This window comes from Tardiphaga sp. 42S5 (assembly GCF_034044155.1).
In the GTDB taxonomy this organism is placed as follows: domain Bacteria; phylum Pseudomonadota; class Alphaproteobacteria; order Rhizobiales; family Xanthobacteraceae; genus Tardiphaga; species Tardiphaga robiniae.
In genome coordinates this window covers 5,085,381-5,105,635 of record NZ_CP139027.1, presented here as the reverse complement: position 1 = coordinate 5,105,635, position 20,255 = coordinate 5,085,381, and the positions used below count along the sequence as shown (strand labels likewise).

Genomic DNA, 20,255 nt, shown 5'->3' with positions numbered 1-20,255 from the left:
ACGCGCCGCTGTTGACCGGGGCAAGGTAGCGGGCACCCGCAGGACTGGCTATAGCTCGCCAGCAACAGAATGGTGCCAGGGGGCGGTGTTTGCGGCCGGAATGTGGCGTTGAACGCAGTCCCGGGACAACCCCTTGCGGAATGTCTCCAGCGTCCCTATTTTGTTTCCAACGGCGACGATGATGCTTCATAGCTCCGGCGCTGGAACGACCTTGAATAGCTCGGTGCGCCGGATGTACGTGCGCCTGTTGTTCGGGGTCGTTGGCATTTTTGGGCCACTTTTGGCCATTCCCCCCTCTGATGGCTTGTTCCGGCACCAGTTAAGGGCTCGCCGTTCCCTGTCCGCCTTGGCATGGTCCGGCGCGGCAGATATATGCTGGCGCCATGAACGAAGCCATCAGACCGGGGCCCGGACAGATATTGCAGGCGGGCGCTCCGCTGCAGCTGTCCGTCGTCGTCCCCACTTTCAACGAACGCGGCAATGTCGCCACCCTGGTGCAGCGGCTGGACGCGGCGCTGGTCGGCATTTCCTGGGAAGTCATTTTCGTCGACGACAATTCGCCGGACGGCACGGCCGACGCGGTACGTGAGCTGGCGCGGGGTGACTCGCGTGTCCGCTGCATCCGCCGCATCGGCCGGCGCGGCCTGTCAGGCGCCTGCATTGAGGGCATGCTGGCCTCCAGCGCGCCCTGCGCAGCGGTGATCGACGGAGACTTGCAGCACGATGAGACCCAGCTCGGCAAGATGCTCGGTCTGATCGAAAGTGGCGCTGCCGAACTGGTGATCGGCAGCCGCTATATCGAGGGCGGCAGTGCCGACAGTTTCAACCAGCAGCGCCTCGGCGCCAGTAAATTCGCCACTGCTGTCGCGCAACGCATATTGCGCGTGAAGATCGCGGATCCGATGAGCGGCTTCTTCATGATCCGCCGCGATCGCTTTGAACAACTGGCGCCGAAACTCTCAACGCAGGGCTTCAAGATCCTGCTCGATGTCGTCGCGACGGCAGAAGGCGATCTGTGCGTTATCGAGGTGCCCTACACATTCGGCTCGCGGCTGCATGGTGAAAGCAAGCTCGATTCCATGGTGGCGCTCGACTTCCTGGGCCTGGTGCTGGCGAAGCTGACCAACGATACGGTGTCGCTGCGCTTCCTGCTGTTTGCTATGGTCGGCTCGATCGGCCTGTTCGTGCATTTCGCCGTGTTGTTCGTCACGCTGGAAGTTTTCGATCCGCCATTCGCAGAGGCGCAGGCTATTGCGGCGTTTTGCGCGATGACCGGCAACTTCCTGCTCAACAATTTCCTGACCTATCGCGACCAGCGTTTGAAAGGTTTCGGCATCCTGCGTGGTCTGGCGATCTTCTATGTGGTCTGCAGCGTGGGTCTGCTCGCCAATGTCGGCGTGGCTTGGTCGGTCTTCGACCAGGAGCCGATCTGGTGGCTGGCGGGTGCTTCCGGCGCGCTGATGGGCGTGGTCTGGAACTACGCGATGTCGGGCCTGTTCGTGTGGCGGAAACGGTGACCGCTGGATGACCACGCAGGAACTGCGGCTGGTTCGCGGCACCGCGGCCGTGGTCGTCGGTCTGGTGCTGCTGCGGCTCGCGGCGGCCGCATGGACGCCGCTGACCTTCGATGAAGCCTATTACTGGATGTGGTCGAAGCATCTGGCCGGCGGTTACTACGATCACCCGCCGATGGTCGCGGTGGTGATCCGGCTCGGCACCATGATTGCCGGCGATACCGAATTCGGTGTACGCGTCGTCTCGGTCCTGCTGGCGTTGCCGATGAGCTGGGCGGTGTATCGCACGGCCGAACTGCTCTTCGGCGGTCGACGGACCGCGTCAACGGCGGTGATCCTGCTCAATGCGACCATGATCACGTCGGTCGGGTTAATGATCGTCACGCCGGACGCGCCGGTGCTCGTCGCCTCCAGTTTCGTGTTGTTGGCGCTGGCCCAGGTGCTGGCCACCGGGCAGGGCGCGTGGTGGCTCGCGGTGGGCGTGGCCGTCGGCGTAGCGCTGCTATCGAAATATACCGCACTGTTTTTCGGGCCGGCGATCCTGATCTGGCTCATTGTACCGAAGATGCGGCGCTGGCTGATCTCGCCATGGCCCTATCTCGGTGGCCTGGTCGCACTCGCGGTGTTCTCGCCGGTGCTGTTCTGGAATGCCGAACATGGCTGGGTGTCCTTCATCAAGCAACTCGGACGCGCCCGGATTGATCACTTCAATCCGGCCTTCATCGCCGAACTGATTCCGACCCAATTCGCCTTCGCGACACCGCTGGTATTCATTCTCGGCGTGATGGGCCTCTATGCCCTGGCCGTCCGCAGGCCCGGAGCGTGGCCGGCGCGGGTGCTGCTGAATGCGATGTTCTGGGTCATCGTGCTGTATTTCGGCTGGCATGCGCTGCACAGCCGCGTCGAGGCCAACTGGTTCGCGCCAGTCTATCCGACGCTGGCCATCATTGCTGCCGTCGCGGCAACCATCGTGCAATGGAAGCCGCGCGAGCAGCGCACGGTGGATTTTTGCCTGCGCTGGGCGGGGCCGACCGGCGTCGTCATGTTCACGGCACTGGTGGTGCAGGCCAATACGGGTCTGCTGTCCGGCTACAAGCGTGATGCGACAGTACGCAGCATCGGCGTGGGTTTTGTCGAACTGGCGGCCGACGTCGAGGCGGCTCGCATCCGTGTCGGGGCCACATGCGTGGTGGCGCCCGATTACGGCACCACGGGATGGCTGACCTTCTATCTGCCGAAGGGGACCTGTGTCTTCCAGCGCACCCAGCGGATTCGCTGGGTGAACATGCCGGAGCCGAGTGCAGAGCAGCTATCCGGCAAGCTTTTGCTGGTGGGTGAGCAAAATGCTGCGGCCAATCCGGAATGGCGGGCGGCTTTTGCGAATATCGAGAAAGTGGCTGACCTCAAACGCAAACGTGGCCCGCTGGTCGTGGAGAATGTCGAGCTGAATCTGCTGGAAGGCGCGAAAGGCGATGTACTGGACCGTTCGCCGCCACCCGAGATGTTACCGCGCTAGGAGGCGCGACCACCATGCGCTTGATAGCGCCATGGTGGTCGGCTGTCGCATTTATGGCGCAAAGTGATAATTCACGCCGATCTTGCCGAGCTGCATGGTCTGGGCAATATCGGCATTCAGATAATAAGGGCCGACCATCGGAGGGGCATTGATCACGCCTTCGAGGCTCGCATTGTCGTGGCCGAAGCCGATGTAGTTGTACTCCGCCTTGACGGACCAGTTTGGTGCGAAGGCGTATTCCACGCCGGCACCGACCACGTAACCGGTGTGAAGGCGGGATCCGTCGAGATTTGCGTATTGCGGGCCCGACGACAGCGATATGGCGTGATGATCCCCAGCGACGGCGACACCGCCCTTGAGATAGGTCAGCCAGCGCTCGTTGGTCACCATACCGATACGTGCGGTGGCCATTGCGAGCCATTCGGTGCGCGAGCGCATCTCGAGATTGTTATCAAAGTTGGTGCGGGTGCCGCCGCCGATATTGCCGCCGACCAGTTCACCTTCAACACCCATGACGATCACCCCGAGCTGCACATTGGCGCCGATCTGGCCGCCGCCGAAGCCTCCGGTCATCGAGAACTTCCCATCGGGCGTGTAGTCGCGCCAGTCGCTGTGTCCCGATCCGTAGCCTGCCTGCGCACCGAGATAGAGCCCGGTCCAATTGAATCCTGACTGTGCGTATTGCAGCGGCGGGATCGGTTTGGCGGCACCGGGAGCGCCGAACTGGTAATTCGCGCCGAGCTTGATGAGATGCAGCGTCTGCTTGGTCGAAGCCGTGGAGGCGATCGGCCCGGTGGAGGCCCGCGCGCCGCTGAAATCGAACTCGTGGTCGGGGAAGTTGACGAAGTTATACTCGCCGCGCAGCGACCAGTTGTTGGCAAGCGCATATTCCATGCCGGCGCCGACGATCCAACCCCGCCGTGTCTCGCTGCCGGACAGTGTAAGCCGGTCCGGCCCCGGCACCGAAACCTGAACGTCGTAGCCGTGATCTTCATTGGCCCAGGCGAAGCCGCCCTTGGCGTAAGTGAGCCAGCGGCCATTGGCGAAGCCAACGCGTCCCGTCACGGTCGACAGCCAGTTGATTTGCGACGTCTGGGACAGGGTGGCCTGGTTCAGAATGCTCACCGTGCGATTGCCCTTGATGCCGCTAAAGCTGATGTCGGCCTCGATGCCGAGCAGCAGATTGCCGATCTGTTGATTGTAGCCGGCCTGAATGCCGCCCAGCGCGCCGTCGGTCCGGATATTCAGGATCTGCCATTCGGTCCCGCCGAGACCGTAACCGGCATGAACGCCGGCATAAAAGCCGGTCCAGTTATAGGCAGGATCGATGGCGGAGGCCTTGGTATAGGCGCGGGCCGGCACGTCTGCGGCGATGGCGGCATTGCCAAGGCTGAGGATGCCGATGGTGCCGAGGAGAAGCTGTTTCATGTCGTTTCCTTGCAGTGCGCTGGCGGCCCTCGAGGAATCGGAGCTGCTTCGCGCGTCATTTCGGCAGCGACCATGTATAAAAATACCGCTCTCGTCGTGGTCGTAAGCGCGTGACTTGTGCTGGATCGCGCTCTTGGCGTCGCATTGTGAGCGGCTGTCGCCGCTCGGTCTCACCTGGAAGTACTACTGGGGAACGCGATCTTGGGACCACACGACGACCACCGGCCAACGACTTATGGGTCACCATCGGGGCGCAGTGCGCCGCTATGGTTTCGAAAGACGATAAATTATCGTCGTCGGCGTTGAACCAAAGTCAGGGGTCCGGACGACCTATCTCCGCACACATTGAAATGGGCGGTGATTGGGAACATGGAAAACACAAATCTCGCATTCAGCAGCCACTCCGACTTTGGATCCGACCGCGCCAAGGTGCACAGCATCGAAAAGCCGGACCCCGTGAACCTCACCGAGGTCGGCGGCCTGCGCGGAGCGCGGATCGCCAGCGTGATCAACCAGATCAATGAGAGCTTTGCCGATCAGCAGTTCTCGACCCGGGTGGTCGCCGAGAAACTCGGCCTGTCCGTCCGCTACGTTCAGGATTTGCTGCAGGGTTCCGGCCTCAGCATCACCGATCGCATCATGGAACTGAGGCTTGAAAAGGCCCGCAGCATGCTGACCGGCGATCGGCAGTGCAGCCTGAAGATCAGTGAAGTCGCGGCCGCCTGCGGCTTCAACGAACTATCCTATTTCCACCGCAGCTTCCGTCGTCGCTTCGGCGCGTCGCCGGCTAAATTCCGTATCCAGTCAATGAATGGCTGACGCGCGCTTGCGCTTGAAATAGTCCAGCGTCCCGCGGCTGATGACGTGATCCTCAGGGGTCACCTCGTCGGCCGCGATGTCGTCTGCTTTGGCCAGGCGGGTATAGAGTGGGCCGAAATCCTGATAGCTGTCCTGCAGTAGTTTCTCAAAGCTCTCGATGACGAAATAGCTCTGCTGGAAATCGTCGATGATGTAGTTCGTCCGCATCACGCGTTCGAGATCGAACGTGATCCGGTTCGGCGAGGCGTCTTCCAGCGCGAAGACCGACTCTGTTGCTGACGACAGAATGCCGGCGCCGAAGATGCGCAACCCGTCCGCGCTCTTCATCAGTCCGAACTCCACCGTGTACCAGTATAATCGTGCCAGGTTTTTCAACTGGCCGAGCGCCATCGCGCGCTGGCCGCCTTTTCCATAGGCCTCTATGAAGTCGGCATAGACCGGGTTCGCCAATAGCGGAACGTGCCCGAAGACGTCATGGAAGATGTCCGGTTCCTGCAGATAGTCCATTTCGTGTTCGGGGCGGATGAAGGCGCCGGCCGGGAAGCGGCGATTGGCAAGATGATCGAAGAAGATCTCGTCGGGCACCAGTTCGGCGACCGGCACGACCTGCCAGCCCGTCAGCGGCGTTAGACGGGCACTCAGTTTCTCCAGATCGGGAATGCCGGATTCGGACAGCTGCAGCGTGTTCAGCGCAACGAGGAATTCGTTGCAAGCCCGGCCTTTAAGGACGGTCTGTGCGCGGGCGAACAGGCGGTCCCAGCGATCGTGCTCGGCGGCGGAGTAGGAACCCCAGTCCTGGTCCAGCGTGAAGTCAGGGCGTTTCGGGGCGCTGAGGTAGCGGCTCTTCTCGGTCGACTGGTTCAGCTCGGTCATGACGCTCTCCGACTCCGACGGTCCGATCAGAACATAAGGTTCCGCTGCCGAATAGTTCCGTCAAAAGAAGCAACTTCTCGCATCCGCCCGTCCGACGATAGCAATCCACCATCGTCCAGATCTTATTTGCAAGGGCGTTTCCTTGTCGGAAACCCGTCTCGATGACATTTTCAATGACAACAAACGTGGTCCCACATCGCTGAAATGATTGCAAAATCTCGGCGAAACCTCGCGGGCACCACGGGCAAAACACTCTCATCATCGATCATAAGGAATACGACCGTGCGGTCCGTCATGTCTTCTCGACTCGTCTCAGGTGCTTTCGCGGCAGTGCTGCTGGTTTCCGGCGCGACGGGGGCGCTCGCTGACAGCTGGCCGAGCCGGACGATCAAGCTGATCGTTCCGTTCCCGCCGGGCGGCGCTGCGGACATCACGGCGCGGGTCTATGCCGACAAGCTCGGCGAGGCGCTGAAGCAAACCATTGTGGTCGAGAACAAGGCTGGTGCCGGTACGGCTATTGCTGCCGACGCGGTCGCCAAGGCGGATCCGGATGGCTACACGCTGTCGCTGGCGCCCGCAGGGCAGCTCACGATCCTGCCGCATATCAACAAGACCATCTCTTACGACCCCTTCAAGAGCTTCACGCCGGTGGCGATGCTCACGTCGGTGCCTTACGTGCTCGCGGCCAGCCCGGATACGCCGGTGTCATCAGTGAAGGAGCTCGTCGCTGCGGCCAAACGTGAGCCCGGCAAGTTCACCTACTCGTCGTGCGGGCCCGGCACGCTCTGCCATCTGAGCGGCGAGCTGTTCAAGAGCCTGACCGAGACGGATCTGCTGCATGTGCCGTTCAAGGGCAGCGCTCCCGCCGTGAATGCGCTGCTCGGAAATCAGGTGAACCTGTCTTTCGACACGCTGACGGTGCTGGCGCCGCAGATCCGCGACGGCAAGGTCAAGGGTCTCGTGATCACCAGCCGCGAGCGCTCGTCGCAGCTTCCCGATGTGCCGACGCCGGCGGAAGCTGGCGTGGCTGACTTCGTCGTCGACTCCTGGTTCGGCCTCGTCGTGCCTGCAGGGACGCCCGATGCCATTGTTGATCGCCTGAACGCCGAAGTGGTGCGCATCGGCGCGCTGCCGGATGTTCGCGAGCGTCTCGAAAAGCAGGGCCTCAGCATCACGACCTCGACCCAGGCGGCTTTCGCCAAGACGATCAAGGACGATTACGCCCGCTGGGGACGCGTCGTCGATGCGTCTGGCGCGAAGCTTTTCTGACCACTAGCCATATTGCCTGACACATCGGTCGGGCCAAGCTGAAACCAAGAAAGGCCGGGTTGAATTTTCAACCCGGCCTTTTGCTTGTCGATTATCTGCTGAAGCCTGTGTTCAGGCAGCGGCCTTCGGCTTCTCGATCGGATGCGGAACGCGGAAGCCGACGGCAAGACGGTTCCAGACATTGATGGCACCGATCGCTACGGTGATCTTGAGGCATTCCTCTTCCGAGAAATGCGCGCGCAGAGCCTCATAATCGGCATCGGGTGCGCGAGTCTGCGCGATCAGCGTGACGGCATCGACCCAGCCGAGGAGGGCACGCTCGCGCGGCGTATAGACCGTGGATTCGTGCCAGACCGACATCATGTTGATCCACTGCTCGCTAAGACCGTCGTGGCGGGATTCCTTCACATGCATGTTGACGCAGAAGGCGCAGCCATTGATGATCGACGAGCGGAGCTTGATGAGGTGGACGATCGCAGGCTCGAGGCCGCTTTCCTTGACGACGTATTGATCAAGGGCGGCGACGGCTTTGTAGGCGTCGGGGGCGGCCTTGGTGATGTTGAGACGGGCTTGCATGGTCTTTCTCCTGGTGTGCGGTTTCAGGTTTCAGTTGGCGTTACGGCGGCGTTCATTGAGTTCCAGAAAGGCGCAGCCACGAGCGGCAATGGCGCCGTCGGTGTCCTTGGCGCGGAGATCGCCGAGCACATCGGCGATGCTCACCTTGGCCAGCTCGTCGCGATAGACGCGCTCGGCACGCAACATCGCGGCATTGATGCCGCAGGGCGCCGTGGGTTTGCCGGGCAGGGGATTGGGGCCGCGCTGGCGGATTTCACTGCAGCGGAAGGCGGGCGCATCGCCCTCAACGGCAAGGACGACATCAAGCAGGGTGATCTGGTCTGGCGTCCGGGCAAGGCGATAGCCGCCGGTCGGGCCGGGCTGTGCGATGAGCAGGCCGGCGCCCGAAAGCGCCTGCAGGTGTTTCAGGAGATAGCTGGTGGATACGCCATGGAATTCGGCGAGGGCGCCGGCGGACAACACGCCGTTCGATTGCAGGCCTGCGAGCATCGCCACGCTGTGGATCGCCTGCTCAACCCCGTCGCTCATCTTCATGGCTTTATTCCATCTCTATCGTGGATAATTATTATCCGCGATTAAGGATGTCGTCAAGTGCCCGGTCCTGAGGTGGTTCGCAGGTGGGCAGCGCAACAGAATCTAAATCCCGATGCCGGTATCACCCGACCTAGGTACTGTGATCCGAAGCCGGGGGCCGGGTCAGTTCAGGGAACTCGACATGGCATTGCGTGACTTGCTGGCGCCGCAGGCGCGGCGGACGACTTTCGTTGCAGCAGCCATTCTCGGAGCCGGCCTCGCCGCGACATTCGCCATTCGCGAATTCTCGGAGCGTCTGATTGCGGCCGATATGCAGCGTCGCTTCGCAGTCGACGCGGTTGATATTTCCAATGCGATCAGCGAACGGCTGCGCACCCACGCCGAAGTACTGGTCAGCATGCAGGGGTTGTACGCCTCGATCGGCCGTGTCGATCGCGCCCAGTTCCGACGCTACATCGATGTGCTCGATCTCGGCCGCCGCTATCCCGGCTTCCAGGCCTTGCAGTCGCTGCGTCATGTGACGCCGGATCATCTCGATGCCTTCGTTGCGGAAGTTCGTGCCGACAAGAGCATCGAGCATTCCGGACAGCCGGATTTCGCCGTGCGTCCGCCGGGGCCACGATCAATCTACAACGTGGTCGAATTCGTCGAGCCGATGCGTGGCAACGAAAACGCGCTGGGCTTCGATGCCGGTGCCAATCCTGCGCAACTGGACTCGCTGCGGCGTTCCGCGGAGACCGGCCGGATTGTCGCGACGCCGCCGGTCAAACTGGTGCAGGACACCTCGGGCGGGCTCGGCTTCATCATCCGCGCGCCGATCTACCGGGCCGGCGAGCCCACGCAGACCGTCTCGCAGCGAAACGCAGCGCTCCACGGTTTCGTTGCATCGGTCTATCGCACCAATGACCTGATGCGCGGCATCCTCGATCCGCGGACGTTGCAGCAGATGCATATCCAGGTGGTTGATCGCGGTTATGCCAAGCCGACGCAGGAAGGCGTCATGATTGGCGAGCCGGAAGATACGACCGTCACTCCGACCCTCATGTATGACAGTCTTGAACCCAATCTCGGTCTCGTCACGCAGATGGTGATGTCGGCGGGGATCTCGGCGGATCGTTCGCTGGTTGTCGGCGAGCGCGTCTGGCGCGTCCTGTTCACCGCCAATCCCGGCTCGATCTACGAGGTCAGCCATACAGTGCCGAACGTCGTCCTCGCTAGCGGCAGCGCCATCAGCCTCCTGATGATGCTGCTCGCCGTGATCACGATGCGGTCGCGCCGGTTGTCCGGCAATCTCAGCACGCTCGATGCCGAGCAGCGCGCGCTGGTCGACAATCCGTTGGCAGGCATCCTGTTTACGTCCGGCCATCGCATCCTGCGCGGCAATCGGCGGATTGCCGAACTCTGCGGCCGCAGCTCCGCCGATACGCTTCCCGGCAACACGATCGACGAACTGGTTGCGACGAAGGTGGACGGGGAGGCGTTCGATGCCGCGTTGAATCGCATTCGTGACAGCGCCATGGCGACGGAAGTCGAACTGCATCTGTGCCGCAGCGATGGCTCCACGCTGCTGGTCGATGCCTATGGCAAGCCGCTGGCTAGCGGCGATATCCTCTGGGTGATCCAGGACAAGACCGACGCGCTCGCTGTCGAGGCGGAGCGGCGCGCGCATGCGCACGCTATGGAGGAGGCCAACGAACGGCTGACGACCTCGCTGCAACTGGCGGAAATTCGCGCCAAGGAAATCGTCCTGCTCACTGAACTCTCGGGCGTGCTGCAGTCGTGTCAGTCGCGCGAAGAGATTTTTGCGGCGGTTCAGACCTATGCAGGTTACCTGTTCACGGAGGAGGCGGGCGCGCTGTACTATCTGAACAACGCACGCAACGCAGTTCAGCGCGGCGCCCATTGGGGCGCACTACAGGCCGATGCGGTGTCGTTTCCGGTCGATGACTGCTGGGCGCTGCGTCGTGGCACGACATTCCCGATTTCAGAGGCGAGTCAGGGACTGGTCTGCAATCATGCCGGTCCGTGCGGTGCCACCGGTACGGGATTTATTTGTCAGCCGCTGATCGCGCAGAACAACCTGCTTGGTCTGCTGTATCGCGAGCATACTTCTGTGTTCGGTGAGGGGGCGGATCAATTGGCGACGATGCTGGCCGAACAAGTGTCGCTGGCGATGGCCAATCTCGAACTCCGCGAGCTGCTGCGTCAGCAGGCAGTGCGCGATCCGCTGACGGATCTTCACAACCGCCGCTACCTCGAAGATGCCCTGGTGCGCGAGACCACGCGTAGCCAGCAAGACGGCAAGCCGCTCGCGCTGGCGATGCTCGACATCGATCACTTCAAGGGCATCAATGATAGCCACGGCCATGAGGCCGGTGATGCCGTGTTGCGCGGCCTCGGCAGGATATTGCGCGAGACGACGCGCGCCTCGGATATCATCGGCCGGTTCGGCGGCGAGGAGTTCCTGATGCTGATGCCGGGCGTCACGGTCGAGGTTGCCGCGCAGCGGGCGCAGCAGGTGCTCGATGCCGTGCATCGCATGCAGGTGACGCTGCCAACGGCCATGCTCGACGGCGTCACGCTGTCGATCGGTCTGGCAGTGATGCCGGTGCACGTCGCCGAGGGCGATGACCTGCTCGCGGCCGCCGACGCCGCGCTTTACGAGGCGAAGCGCGAGGGCCGCAACCGCGTCGTGGTCAGTCATCGCCGTGCGAAGGCCGACACCGCGGCCTGAGCTCGTGGGTCATTACAGGATGGGTAGAACGTAGGCGCATCGCGCCGAAACGATACTCGTCGCACATCGTGACAACGAGCGATGAATGTCGCGAAGACGCTCTACGATTCTATGACTCCTGAACGTCCAGGCATGCTTTGTCGGTTTAAGGCAGCGCGATCGGTCAATCCAACGTATTGCGAAGCCGAATGCCGCTGACATGCAGCGATGTCTCCCACAAGGGCGCCAGCGTCTTCAGGGACGGCAGGACACGCAATTCGACGCCGGCGGCTTCCAGTGCCTTTTCGATGTTGTCGATCCGCTCCATGTTCAGCGGCATGGACGGCGTGCGCGAGGCCCATATGCCCGAATCGTCCAGCGATTCAAACCCGTCCGGCGAAAGCTCGTAGCGATAGATGGTGGTGTGGGAGAGCCTGTCCAGCCAGCCGATCTCGATATGAGCGACCATGCGGCAGGTGGTCATCTTCTTGTAGGCGGTGAGGTATTCCGGCGTTGTCGTCGCTGTCGGCCAGACAAAAATGCGCGGGCAGTCGCGTGGGAACAGATACATCGGCGCATGCCAGTCATCGATCGCCCAGACCAGGGGGCCGTTGAGCCACTCCTGTCCGTGGGCGCGAGGCGTCGCAACCTCCACCTGCCGCGGCATGAAGACTTCGATGTTGTTCTCTTCGCTGAAATGAAACAGGCGCATGGCGCACTCATGTGCGTCCGTGCTCAGCGCGTCAATGACCGTCATGCGTGTTCTGGCCGTTCACGAAGCTGCGCATGATGAATTTGTTGCTTTGTCATGTCGGATCGGCCGGTCCCGGAACGTCTTTCAGACGGAACACGTTGAAATTCACTAAGGGAGGATCATGTCATGACCGGTTCCAGCCTGACGCCTGCGCCCGAACTCGCGAAGAAGGCCAGTTTTCGCTATCCCAATGAGAGCCGTGAATACCGCGATGCGCGTAATGCGTTGCTTGTCGAGGAGATCGAACTGCGGCGTCAGATCGAACGCGTCGCGGAGCTGCGTCGTGCGCTGCCAGATGGCGGCGAGGTGACCAAGGACTACGACTTCATCGGCGAGAAGGGCCCCGTGAGTTTCGCGGGCCTGTTCGGCGACAAGCAGACGCTCGTCGTCTACTCCTACATGTATGGGCCGCAGCGCGAGAAGCCCTGCCCGATGTGCACATCGTTGCTGTCGGCTTGGGACGGCGAGGTGCCTGACATTACGCAGCGCGTGGCGCTGGCCGTTGTGGCGCGCTCGCCGATCGAGAGGCTGGTCGCTTTCAAGAAGCAGCGTGGCTGGCATTACTTGCCGCTGTTTTCGGACACCTCCGGCGCGTTCAGCCGCGACTATCACGGGCTGACCAAGGACGGTGGCGACGATGCTGCCTTCAACGTCTTCACCCGCCGCAGCGGAAAGATTCGCCATTTCTGGAGCGGCGAGATGGATGGATCTACGGCCGATCCCGGCCAGGACCCGCGCGGGGCGCCGGATCTGATGCCGCTCTGGACGATTCTGGACGTTACGCCGGAAGGGCGGGGCACCGACTGGTATCCGAAGCTGAACTACTGAGGTCGTGATCATTTGACGCCTTAGCCGGCACAAATTGATCTTTTTGATTACCTAAATACCGCAAAAGGAAATGTGGTTCCCCGCGCACCAGCCTCGCACTAGGCCAATGGCCTAATCACAGCGCGCCAATAGTTCGGGCCGGGCGTGACCCAAAACCCCAGCGCGCCTGAGACCGGCCTGCGAGAGCCCACAAAGCTCTCGCAGGTTCCCCGAATTCGTCCTGTCGGTTACTCAAAAAGGCCATGATTGGCAGGCCTTTAGGTAGGCAATCGGTGGGGGACCTCCAATTAATTCGCATTTAACTAAAACTCGCCTTAATGGCGTTTCGCATCCCTGCGCGGTGCTTTTCGAGACCTGTGTGTCTCGTCAGGCACAACGGGTAGGGAGCTTAGTAAACGTGTGTTGGACGTCAGGCGTATGAGCAGCAGTAAACGTGCGTTGAACCATTCTGCACCCTCACGCCGAGGCCAGCATCAAGTGTCGAAATCCAGTTCACGCATGTTCGTGACCGGCGCTGCTCTTGCCGCCGTCGCATTGACCGGTGGATGGACGCTCGCCGGCAAGCTTTTCCAGAACGGCGTGCAGCCTGCGATGGTCTCCGCCAATCTCGGCAATGATGCAGGCATTGGCCAGTCGTCCTTCGCTGAGCGCTTCGACAGCCGTTTCTCGCGCACCGAACACCGTACTTCCTTCTCAGAGCGTTTCGAGCCGGCCGTTAATGCGCCGCTCGCTGCCGCGCAGACCGAGCCCAAGCGTCAGGTCGCCTGGTTCGACCCGACCTATTCGATGGGCGCCGCGCCCGAGCGCTTCGTCAAGCGCAACCCGGCTTCCGAAGCTGTTGTCCCTGCACCAGCCGCGAAGCCGCAGGAAGTCGCACTGATGCAGCCGGCACCGACGGTGCGCCAGCTCGTCGACAGCATTCCGATGCCGGCCGCACGGCCCTCCGATGCCCGTACGCCGTCCGCGCCGCAGCAGGCAACACAAGCGCCGTCGCAGCCGGTCGCACAGGCCAGCGCCGCCAGGGGCGGCGCCTATGGCCACGACTCGCTGGTTCAGAAGGCGCGGCTGGCGCTGGCCGCACAGCCCAAGTCCGGCAATTTCAACGTCTTCGAGAAACTGTTCGGCGGCAACGCTCCGCAGTCCGGCCCCGTGCTCGCTTATGCGGGCTCCGACGGCGGCGTGCTGAGCAATGGCACCGATGCGGCGGCCAGCAACGAACCCACCCTGAGCGATCGCACCACCGCAGTTTACGACATCTCCGCGCGTAAAGTGTACATGCCCGACGGCACCAAGCTGGAAGCGCATTCCGGCCTTGGCAGCCGTCTCGACAATCCCGCTTATGCCCATGAGAAGATGCGCGGCGTGACGCCGCCACACATCTATGATCTGAAGCCGCGCGAGGCGCTGTTCCATGGCGTCGCCGCGCTGCGCCTGACGCCGGTGGGCGGCGAGGGCGCGATCCATGGTCGCACGGGTCTGCTCGCGCATACCTATATGCTCGGCCCCAATGGCGATTCCAACGGCTGCGTTTCGTTCCGGGACTACAACAAGTTCCTGCAGGCCTATCGCAACGGCGAAGTGAAGCGCCTCATCGTGGTTGCCAAACTTGACTGATCGATGTGACTGACGTGTCGCCGATGAAGGCGATGCGTGTTCAGTCACTATGAGCCGACCTTTGGATCGATCTTCCGTGCGCTGGCGACATCTGCTGCGCCGCCCGTACTGTCACCCATTTCAAGCCGTGTCATGCCGCGCAGATAGAGCGCCTTGGCGTATTTCGGATTGATGCGCAGCGCCGCATTGAAATCGGCCATGGCGCGGTCGTTGTCGCCCTTGTCGGACCACACGCTGCCACGATTGGTCAGCGCCGCCACATAGGTCGGTGCGATGCGGATTGCCTCGTTGTAGTCGGCGATGGCACGATCGTTGTCCCCCTTCAGGCTGAAGGCGAAGCCGCGGTTGAACACCGGGCAGGGGTCGTTCGGATTGATCCGGATTGCTTCGCCGAAATCGGCGATGGCGCGCGCATGATCGCCCTTCACGAGCCAGGCGCCGCCGCGATTGCTGTAGGCGCCGCCTTCCTGCGGATTGAGACGGATCGCCATGTCGTAGTCGGCAATAGCGCGGTCGTTATCGTCCTTGGCGTACCAGGCGACACCGCGATTGACATAGGCATCGGTATTGTTGGGATCGAGACCGAGCGCCACGCTGAAGTCGCTGATGGCGCGGTCGTTGTCGCCGCGGGCGAGCCAGAGATTGCCGCGCATGAAATAGGCGCGGGCATAATCCGGGTTCAGGCGAATGGCTTCATCGAAAGCGGCCATGGCAGGGCCGCTCTCGTGCCGTTCATTATATTCGAAGGCACGGTTGAAATGCAGCTCAGCAAGCTGGCGGCCGCGGTAGTTGCCTGACGCGATGGCGCGGTCGCAGGCCGCGATCGCCAGGACGCCGGAGGCATCGGTACATTGCTGTGCATCGTCGGCGGCAGCTTGCGCGATCGGCATTGCTGCGCTCGCCAGCATGGCAGCGAACAGGACGCGGATGGCGCAACGGTTCAGGCTTGGAAAGTGGCGCATGGCTCGACCTCTCGCGTGTGACAGGCGTTGGTCACACCGCGAGGAGGAAGGGTTCAATGGTGGGAGAGGCTACCGGAAATCGATGCTGCGCAGCACGATACCGGGCGGCTTGCCCTCAAATTCGGCGTTCGCGAATTTGCGCGCTGCGCAGGCCTCGATGCGATCACGCAGCCGGGCGAATTGCTCCTCACGTTGTTCGGGCTTGGTGCGTGTCGCCTTTTCAAGCTCGTCCATCGCGCTGGTGCTGATCGCGCAGGTAACTTCGGTCGTGTCATTCATCATCGAGAACAGGACGACCATTCGATTATATTCGAAGTTCTGGAAAACGCTATGTGTGAGCACCATCATCTTCTTCCCGTGTCAGGCCTTGCGCTTCGGTACGACAGGATTGAGTTCAGCGATCTTGCGCAGGCATTCGGCCTCGGTGGGATGTGGGCCCGTAACAAAGGTTCCGCTGATCTTGGTGCTGTACCAGCCGGACTCGACGCCGAGGCGGAGAGATTCTGCGACTTGAACGTGACGGTGCAAGAGGTTCTGCATGAGGATGCTTTCGGTTGAGCGCTGGCTGCTGCGGGATCGCTGCGACCTGCGTAATGATGGGATCAGTCGTTGGCGGCAAGCCGCGTGAAGTCGTCCAGCACGATCGCGATCAGATCGCGGTGCTGGGTATCCTGTGCGCTGAGCGATGCGCCGTAGAGATTGAGGACGTAGCGCGCCTTCGCTGCAGCCTCAGGCCATGTGGTGGCCGGCGTGGTCAGTAACTGCTCTTCGAGTGCCAGCTGCCGCTCACGCAGTGCTGTGGCATTGGATTCGACTTCGGCGAGACTGCGTCGGATATCGGTGGCCTTCTGTGCCGCCATGCCGCGGCGGCTATCCAGCTCGACGGGAGTGTCGGTCATGGTGCGCTCGCATCGATGCGCTGCGCATCTGCCAGCTCAAGCGACCCAATGGAGATCATCTCCATGGAACTTGCATGGGGTGGTGCACCGGGCACGATGATCATGGTCGCCGTGCGCCGATAGCTGGGGAAGGACAGTCCCTCGATCATCTCCTCATCGGTGATGACGTCATACGACCCTGCCGGGATCAAACGACCAAGGCCCTTCAACTGGAAAGGATGCTTGAAAGTAACGGTCTCACGGCGCGATCTCGTGGTCACGCGCGCATGTCGCTGCTGAGATCCGGCATGTGTTCAGCGTGCGCCTATTCACAGACATTAGCCATCGATTTCTTTGAGCGATCCGGTGTTTCGTCGAATTTCGCTATGATTGTCTTGTTATTGGACGTTTTGTCGCCATTTCGAGGATGTATCTGACATCGATGACATTCTAGCCGACGCTTGCGCTGGGTTTTTCTCGCAAGGTCGTCGCGCAATGTGCAACGCTTGCGATGTCTCGCTTTTGAAATCAACGATTTACCGGGATGAGGTGTTTTGCATGAAGATTCGTGTTGGCTACGAGATGATCTATGATTTCCCGCAGCCGACGCCTGTCATGATCGTGATGGGAACGCATTTCACGCGTGCCTCGGACGTCGTGGTACCGGATTATCTCACCACGAGCCCGGCTGTGCCGATCACGCCCTATCGCGATGGCTTTGGCAACTGGTGCAGCCGCATTGTCGCGCCGACGGGCCGCATCACGTTCAAAGCCGACGGGATCGTCAACGATAGCGGCAAGCCGGATATCATCGTGCCGTCCGCTGTGCAGCACGCAGTGGAGGATCTGCCGGCCGAGACGATCGTCTATCTGCTCGGCAGCCGTTACTGCGAGACGGATCGACTGTCGGACGTCGCCTGGCAGCTGTTTGAGAAGACTGTGCCTGGGTGGGCGCGCGTGCAGGCAATCTGCGATTTCGTGCATAACCATATCCAGTTCGGTTACGAGCACGCACGCGCGACCAAGACCGCCTGGGACGCTTACAACGAGGGGAAGGGCGTTTGCCGCGACTATGCACATCTGGCCATCACCTTCTGCCGCTGCATGAATATTCCAGCGCGCTACTGCACCGGCTATCTCGGTGACATCGGCATGCCGAAGCCGTGGGCCGACGGCGATTTCGCCGGCTGGTTTGAAGCCTATATCGGTGGCCGCTGGTATACGTTTGACGCCCGCAACAACATCCCGCGCATCGGCCGCGTGTTGATCGCGCAGGGCCGCGATGCCGCGGATGTGCCGATCACGCAAACTTTTGGGCCGAATACGCTGGTGAGTTTCAAGGTGTGGACGGACGAGATCGAAGAAAGCACGCAGGCGGTCAACTGACTCGCTTTGTCGGCTCTGTCGTTACACTCGCTTAAGCCTGCATTTTCAGCAGCATGTGAGCGGCCAGGAAGGAACCGGGCGCGCCGTTGAGAATTTCACCTGTCATAACTTCATCAGGACAGGACCGATGGCAAACACTCTGACAAGCCTGACGACCGCCGTGGCGTTGATTGCGGGTTCCAGCGCTGCGGCTTTGGGCAGCGGCACGGAGGCGCAGCGCGAAGCCTGCACGCCCGATGCGTTTCGCCTCTGTACATCCGCGATGCCGGACGAGGGGCGCGTGGAAAACTGTCTGCGCAGCGCAGGACCGCGATTGAGCCGCGCTTGCTATGATGTGTTCTTTCCGCAGATCGAGCACGATCAGGCTCAGATGATGCGTGGGCAAGCTCCGTCACGCGAACGCATGAAGCCATCAGCGGCGGATCGCATGCAGACACCGTCTATGCCGCAGATGCCGGCGGCCGGCGGTGATGATGATTGAGGCAAGGAGAGATCTGGCCTCGCGATAAAAAGCAAAGGCGGTGCTGATTGCACCGCCCTTGGCCTATGTCGGATAGACTGTTGAGCAGAGCGCGTGGGTTACCTGAAGCCGCCGGTGGCGTGCAGCGTTTCGCCCGTCACGTAAGATGCAGCATCCGAAGCCAGGAATGCCACAACGGAGGCGATTTCCTCGACCTTGCCGATGCGGCCCATGGGCGTGACGGATTCGATCCACTTGCGCATGTCGCCTTCATGGAATCCGGCTGATACCACGCCCTCGGTCGCGATCATGCCGGGATTGACGGCGTTGACGCGGATCTTGCGCGGCGCAAGCTCCTTTGCCAGTACCGATGTGATCGCATCGACCGAGGCCTTGGTCGCGGTGTAGACCGCCGAGCCCGGTGGGGTGATCGTCGAGACGCCCGATGAGATGTTGATGATGCTGCCGCCATTGGCGTTGAAGTGTCTGGCCGCTTCCTGCGAGGCGAGCAGCAGCCCAAGCACATTCAGATCGAAATGTCTGTGGAAGTGCTCCGGCGTAATGCTATCGAGCGGCGCGAATTCGTAGACGCCCGCATTGTTGACGAGAACGTCGATCGGCCCGAACGCCTTGACGGTCTCGGCCACCACGGATTTGGCGCCGTCCGGCTCGGCGAGATTGCCGTGCACGGCGATGGCCTTGCCGCCCTTGGCAGTGATCTTCGCGACAACCTCGTCGGCGCCCTTCTTGCTGGATGCGTAATTGACGGCGACGGCAGCGCCCTCGGCGGCGAGCTGAATAGCAATTTCAGCGCCGATGCCCTTGGAGCCGCCGGTCACCAGCGCAACTTTGCCTTCGAATGTCTTGGTCATGGTCGTGGTCCCTCTTGGATGCTTCAATAGTTCGGAAGTATAGGACTATTGAACCAGCGCAAGGGGCGCCTATATCTTTTTCATGGTTCAGTTCGTTCACCCCGCGACCAAGGACATCACGCTGGCCGGCGTGCTCTCGGCGCTGGCTGATCCCATTCGGCTGCAGATCGTCCGGGGCTTGCTGCAGGAGAGCGGCTGCCTGTCCTGCACGGCGGCGTCGCCATGTCCGACCATCGCCAAGTCCACTTTGTCGAACCATTTTCGCGTGTTGCGCGAGGCCGGCCTGATCCAGACAAGCAAAAAGGGCGTGGAGCATCAAAACGCCGTGCGCGCGGCCGATATCGAAGCGCGGTTTCCCGGGCTGTTGATGGCGATCTTGCAGTCGTCGGTGGCGGAGGCGGGGGCGTAAGGTTGGCGCTAAAAGCACAACCTATGTCAACGAGTAGCCCGCATGAGCGAAGCGACATGCGGGATTGACCAATTATAAGATCCTCTCCGGATAGCGCTTCGCTTATCCGGGTTACTCTTGTTGCGTTCGGCAAGATGGTGTCGAGCGAAGTGACGCGCTGGCGAGAGGCGGTGAGGCACGGGGGCGTGAAGCTGAAATGAGGCACGAGGCCGGGGTAGCACCCAAACGACAGGAAGCCCGGCATCGATGCCGGGCTTTTCGCTGTCGCGACGATAGGGGCGCAACAGAGTTCGAAGTCGTAGGGCGCAATAGCGCAGCGTATTGCGCAGCTCCGCGTGCTCGGCGGATCAGGCTTCGCTAATCCGCCCTACGGGCCTATCTCACCGTGATATTGAAAGCGCCGTTGCGCATTTGACCATTGGGATAGAATGCCTCGAGCCTGACGCTGTCCGATCCGGTGTAGCCGCGCTGCGAAACGTATTTGATGATGACGCCGGGGACGCGCCGCCAATTGCAGTCGCTCCGCGGATTGATGGGGCGGAAATACGGAAAGATCGACGCATTGCTGATGATCAGGCGTCCGTATTCGGGCTGCTGAGTCACCCGAATGACGGGGCGTCCCGCATTGCTGCAGTCCGGATTGACCATCGCAATCTGACTAAGCTCGATCGTCGCACCACTCAATGCGACCCTTGAGGCTTGCGCCTGAGCCCCGGCGCAGGACAGAAGAAGGCTCATGGCGACGATAACAGCGCGGTGCATTCCCAATTTCCCGGCAGGAGCGGCTCGAATAATTCGGCGGTATCCTATTCGGGAACGGACTTTATGCAATTAGTAATTGTATCGGTCG

The 20,255-nt window shown here is 61.5% G+C and carries 22 protein-coding genes; 10 read left to right on the top strand and 12 right to left on the bottom strand.

What is annotated here, in order from left to right; genetic code table 11:
* Window positions 1–383: 383 nt before the first annotated feature.
* Together SFY93_RS23850 and SFY93_RS23845 are read left to right on the top strand one after the other, a co-directional pair.
* Window positions 384–1,517: a glycosyltransferase gene (locus SFY93_RS23850; protein ID WP_320444854.1), complete on the top strand. Its 1,134-nt coding sequence runs from the start codon at window positions 384–386 to the stop codon at window positions 1,515–1,517.
* A 7-nt stretch (window positions 1,518–1,524) separates the two neighbouring features.
* Window positions 1,525–3,030, top strand: coding sequence for a glycosyltransferase family 39 protein (locus SFY93_RS23845; RefSeq protein WP_320444853.1), 1,506 nt, complete (start codon window positions 1,525–1,527; stop codon window positions 3,028–3,030).
* 51 nt (window positions 3,031–3,081) lie between these two features.
* Here the strand turns inward: SFY93_RS23845 and SFY93_RS23840 are convergent, their stop codons facing one another.
* Window positions 3,082–4,458, bottom strand: coding sequence for an outer membrane protein (locus tag SFY93_RS23840; protein WP_320444852.1), 1,377 nt, complete (start codon window positions 4,456–4,458; stop codon window positions 3,082–3,084).
* Window positions 4,459–4,827: 369 nt separating this feature from the next.
* Here SFY93_RS23840 and SFY93_RS23835 point away from each other — a divergent pair, with 369 nt between their 5' ends.
* A complete protein-coding gene (locus tag SFY93_RS23835; RefSeq protein ID WP_068736063.1) occupies window positions 4,828–5,277 on the top strand; it encodes a helix-turn-helix transcriptional regulator in 450 nt (149 codons plus the stop codon).
* Here the strand turns inward: SFY93_RS23835 and phhA are convergent.
* The gene (phhA, locus tag SFY93_RS23830) at window positions 5,263–6,150 is read right to left on the bottom strand and encodes a phenylalanine 4-monooxygenase (RefSeq protein WP_320444851.1); all 888 of its coding nucleotides are present in this window, start codon (window positions 6,148–6,150) and stop codon (window positions 5,263–5,265) included. The two genes, SFY93_RS23835 and phhA, sit on opposite strands and share 15 nt — an antisense overlap.
* A 294-nt stretch (window positions 6,151–6,444) precedes the next feature.
* Here phhA and SFY93_RS23825 point away from each other — a divergent pair, with 294 nt between their 5' ends.
* Window positions 6,445–7,419 (top strand): Bug family tripartite tricarboxylate transporter substrate binding protein, encoded by a 975-nt coding sequence (locus SFY93_RS23825; protein WP_320444850.1) that lies wholly within the window; start codon window positions 6,445–6,447, stop codon window positions 7,417–7,419.
* Window positions 7,420–7,530: 111 nt separating this feature from the next.
* Here SFY93_RS23825 and SFY93_RS23820 read toward each other — a convergent pair whose 3' ends face one another.
* Together SFY93_RS23820 and SFY93_RS23815 are read right to left on the bottom strand one after the other, a co-directional pair.
* Complete coding sequence (locus SFY93_RS23820; RefSeq protein WP_320444849.1) at window positions 7,531–7,995, bottom strand: carboxymuconolactone decarboxylase family protein; 465 nt, start codon at window positions 7,993–7,995, stop codon at window positions 7,531–7,533.
* A 30-nt stretch (window positions 7,996–8,025) separates the two neighbouring features.
* Window positions 8,026–8,529, bottom strand: a complete 504-nt coding sequence (locus tag SFY93_RS23815; protein WP_089264972.1) for an RrF2 family transcriptional regulator — start codon at window positions 8,527–8,529, stop codon at window positions 8,026–8,028.
* 181 nt (window positions 8,530–8,710) lie between these two features.
* On the opposite strand from SFY93_RS23815, the gene SFY93_RS23810 reads away from it, so the two are divergent.
* The gene (locus tag SFY93_RS23810) at window positions 8,711–11,263 is read left to right on the top strand and encodes a sensor domain-containing diguanylate cyclase (RefSeq protein WP_320444848.1); all 2,553 of its coding nucleotides are present in this window, start codon (window positions 8,711–8,713) and stop codon (window positions 11,261–11,263) included.
* A 163-nt stretch (window positions 11,264–11,426) separates the two neighbouring features.
* Here the strand turns inward: SFY93_RS23810 and SFY93_RS23805 are convergent, their stop codons facing one another.
* Entirely contained in the window at window positions 11,427–11,954 is a 528-nt protein-coding gene (locus SFY93_RS23805; protein ID WP_320447837.1) for a DUF6886 family protein, read from the bottom strand.
* A 168-nt stretch (window positions 11,955–12,122) separates the two neighbouring features.
* Between SFY93_RS23805 and SFY93_RS23800 the strand changes: the two genes are divergently transcribed.
* Both SFY93_RS23800 and SFY93_RS23795 read left to right on the top strand, forming a co-directional pair.
* Window positions 12,123–12,824 (top strand): DUF899 family protein, encoded by a 702-nt coding sequence (locus SFY93_RS23800; protein ID WP_320444847.1) that lies wholly within the window; start codon window positions 12,123–12,125, stop codon window positions 12,822–12,824.
* Window positions 12,825–13,301: 477 nt separating this feature from the next.
* Complete coding sequence (locus tag SFY93_RS23795) at window positions 13,302–14,438, top strand: DUF2778 domain-containing protein (protein WP_320444846.1); 1,137 nt, start codon at window positions 13,302–13,304, stop codon at window positions 14,436–14,438.
* A 47-nt stretch (window positions 14,439–14,485) separates the two neighbouring features.
* Here the strand turns inward: SFY93_RS23795 and SFY93_RS23790 are convergent, their stop codons facing one another.
* From SFY93_RS23790 to SFY93_RS23770, 5 genes are all read right to left on the bottom strand, one after another.
* Window positions 14,486–15,400: a tetratricopeptide repeat protein gene (locus tag SFY93_RS23790; RefSeq protein ID WP_320444845.1), complete on the bottom strand. Its 915-nt coding sequence runs from the start codon at window positions 15,398–15,400 to the stop codon at window positions 14,486–14,488.
* A gap of 69 nt (window positions 15,401–15,469) precedes the next feature.
* Window positions 15,470–15,745, bottom strand: coding sequence for a DUF1488 family protein (locus SFY93_RS23785; protein ID WP_320447836.1), 276 nt, complete (start codon window positions 15,743–15,745; stop codon window positions 15,470–15,472).
* A 15-nt stretch (window positions 15,746–15,760) separates the two neighbouring features.
* Complete coding sequence (locus tag SFY93_RS23780) at window positions 15,761–15,940, bottom strand: hypothetical protein (RefSeq protein ID WP_068736084.1); 180 nt, start codon at window positions 15,938–15,940, stop codon at window positions 15,761–15,763.
* 62 nt (window positions 15,941–16,002) lie between these two features.
* Window positions 16,003–16,299, bottom strand: a complete 297-nt coding sequence (locus tag SFY93_RS23775) for a hypothetical protein (RefSeq protein ID WP_309948724.1) — start codon at window positions 16,297–16,299, stop codon at window positions 16,003–16,005.
* The gene (locus SFY93_RS23770) at window positions 16,296–16,559 is read right to left on the bottom strand and encodes a hypothetical protein (RefSeq protein WP_320444844.1); all 264 of its coding nucleotides are present in this window, start codon (window positions 16,557–16,559) and stop codon (window positions 16,296–16,298) included. The genes SFY93_RS23775 and SFY93_RS23770 overlap by 4 nt, the downstream gene beginning before the upstream one ends.
* Before the next feature lie 277 nt (window positions 16,560–16,836).
* Here SFY93_RS23770 and SFY93_RS23765 point away from each other — a divergent pair, with 277 nt between their 5' ends.
* A complete protein-coding gene (locus tag SFY93_RS23765) occupies window positions 16,837–17,664 on the top strand; it encodes a transglutaminase domain-containing protein (RefSeq protein ID WP_320444843.1) in 828 nt (275 codons plus the stop codon).
* 55 nt (window positions 17,665–17,719) lie between these two features.
* Window positions 17,720–18,145 carry a hypothetical protein gene (locus tag SFY93_RS23760; protein WP_320444842.1) on the top strand — a complete coding sequence of 142 codons (426 nt, stop codon included), beginning with the start codon at window positions 17,720–17,722 and terminating at the stop codon, window positions 18,143–18,145.
* 98 nt (window positions 18,146–18,243) lie between these two features.
* On the opposite strand, the gene SFY93_RS23755 is transcribed toward SFY93_RS23760, so the two are convergent.
* The gene (locus SFY93_RS23755) at window positions 18,244–18,996 is read right to left on the bottom strand and encodes an SDR family NAD(P)-dependent oxidoreductase (RefSeq protein WP_231080087.1); all 753 of its coding nucleotides are present in this window, start codon (window positions 18,994–18,996) and stop codon (window positions 18,244–18,246) included.
* Window positions 18,997–19,078: 82 nt separating this feature from the next.
* Between SFY93_RS23755 and SFY93_RS23750 the strand changes: the two genes are divergently transcribed.
* Window positions 19,079–19,405, top strand: a complete 327-nt coding sequence (locus tag SFY93_RS23750; protein WP_092146851.1) for an ArsR/SmtB family transcription factor — start codon at window positions 19,079–19,081, stop codon at window positions 19,403–19,405.
* Between the two features lie 375 nt (window positions 19,406–19,780).
* On the opposite strand, the gene SFY93_RS23745 is transcribed toward SFY93_RS23750, so the two are convergent.
* Entirely contained in the window at window positions 19,781–20,167 is a 387-nt protein-coding gene (locus SFY93_RS23745) for a hypothetical protein (RefSeq protein ID WP_309948721.1), read from the bottom strand.
* Between the last annotated feature and the right edge of the window lie 88 nt (window positions 20,168–20,255).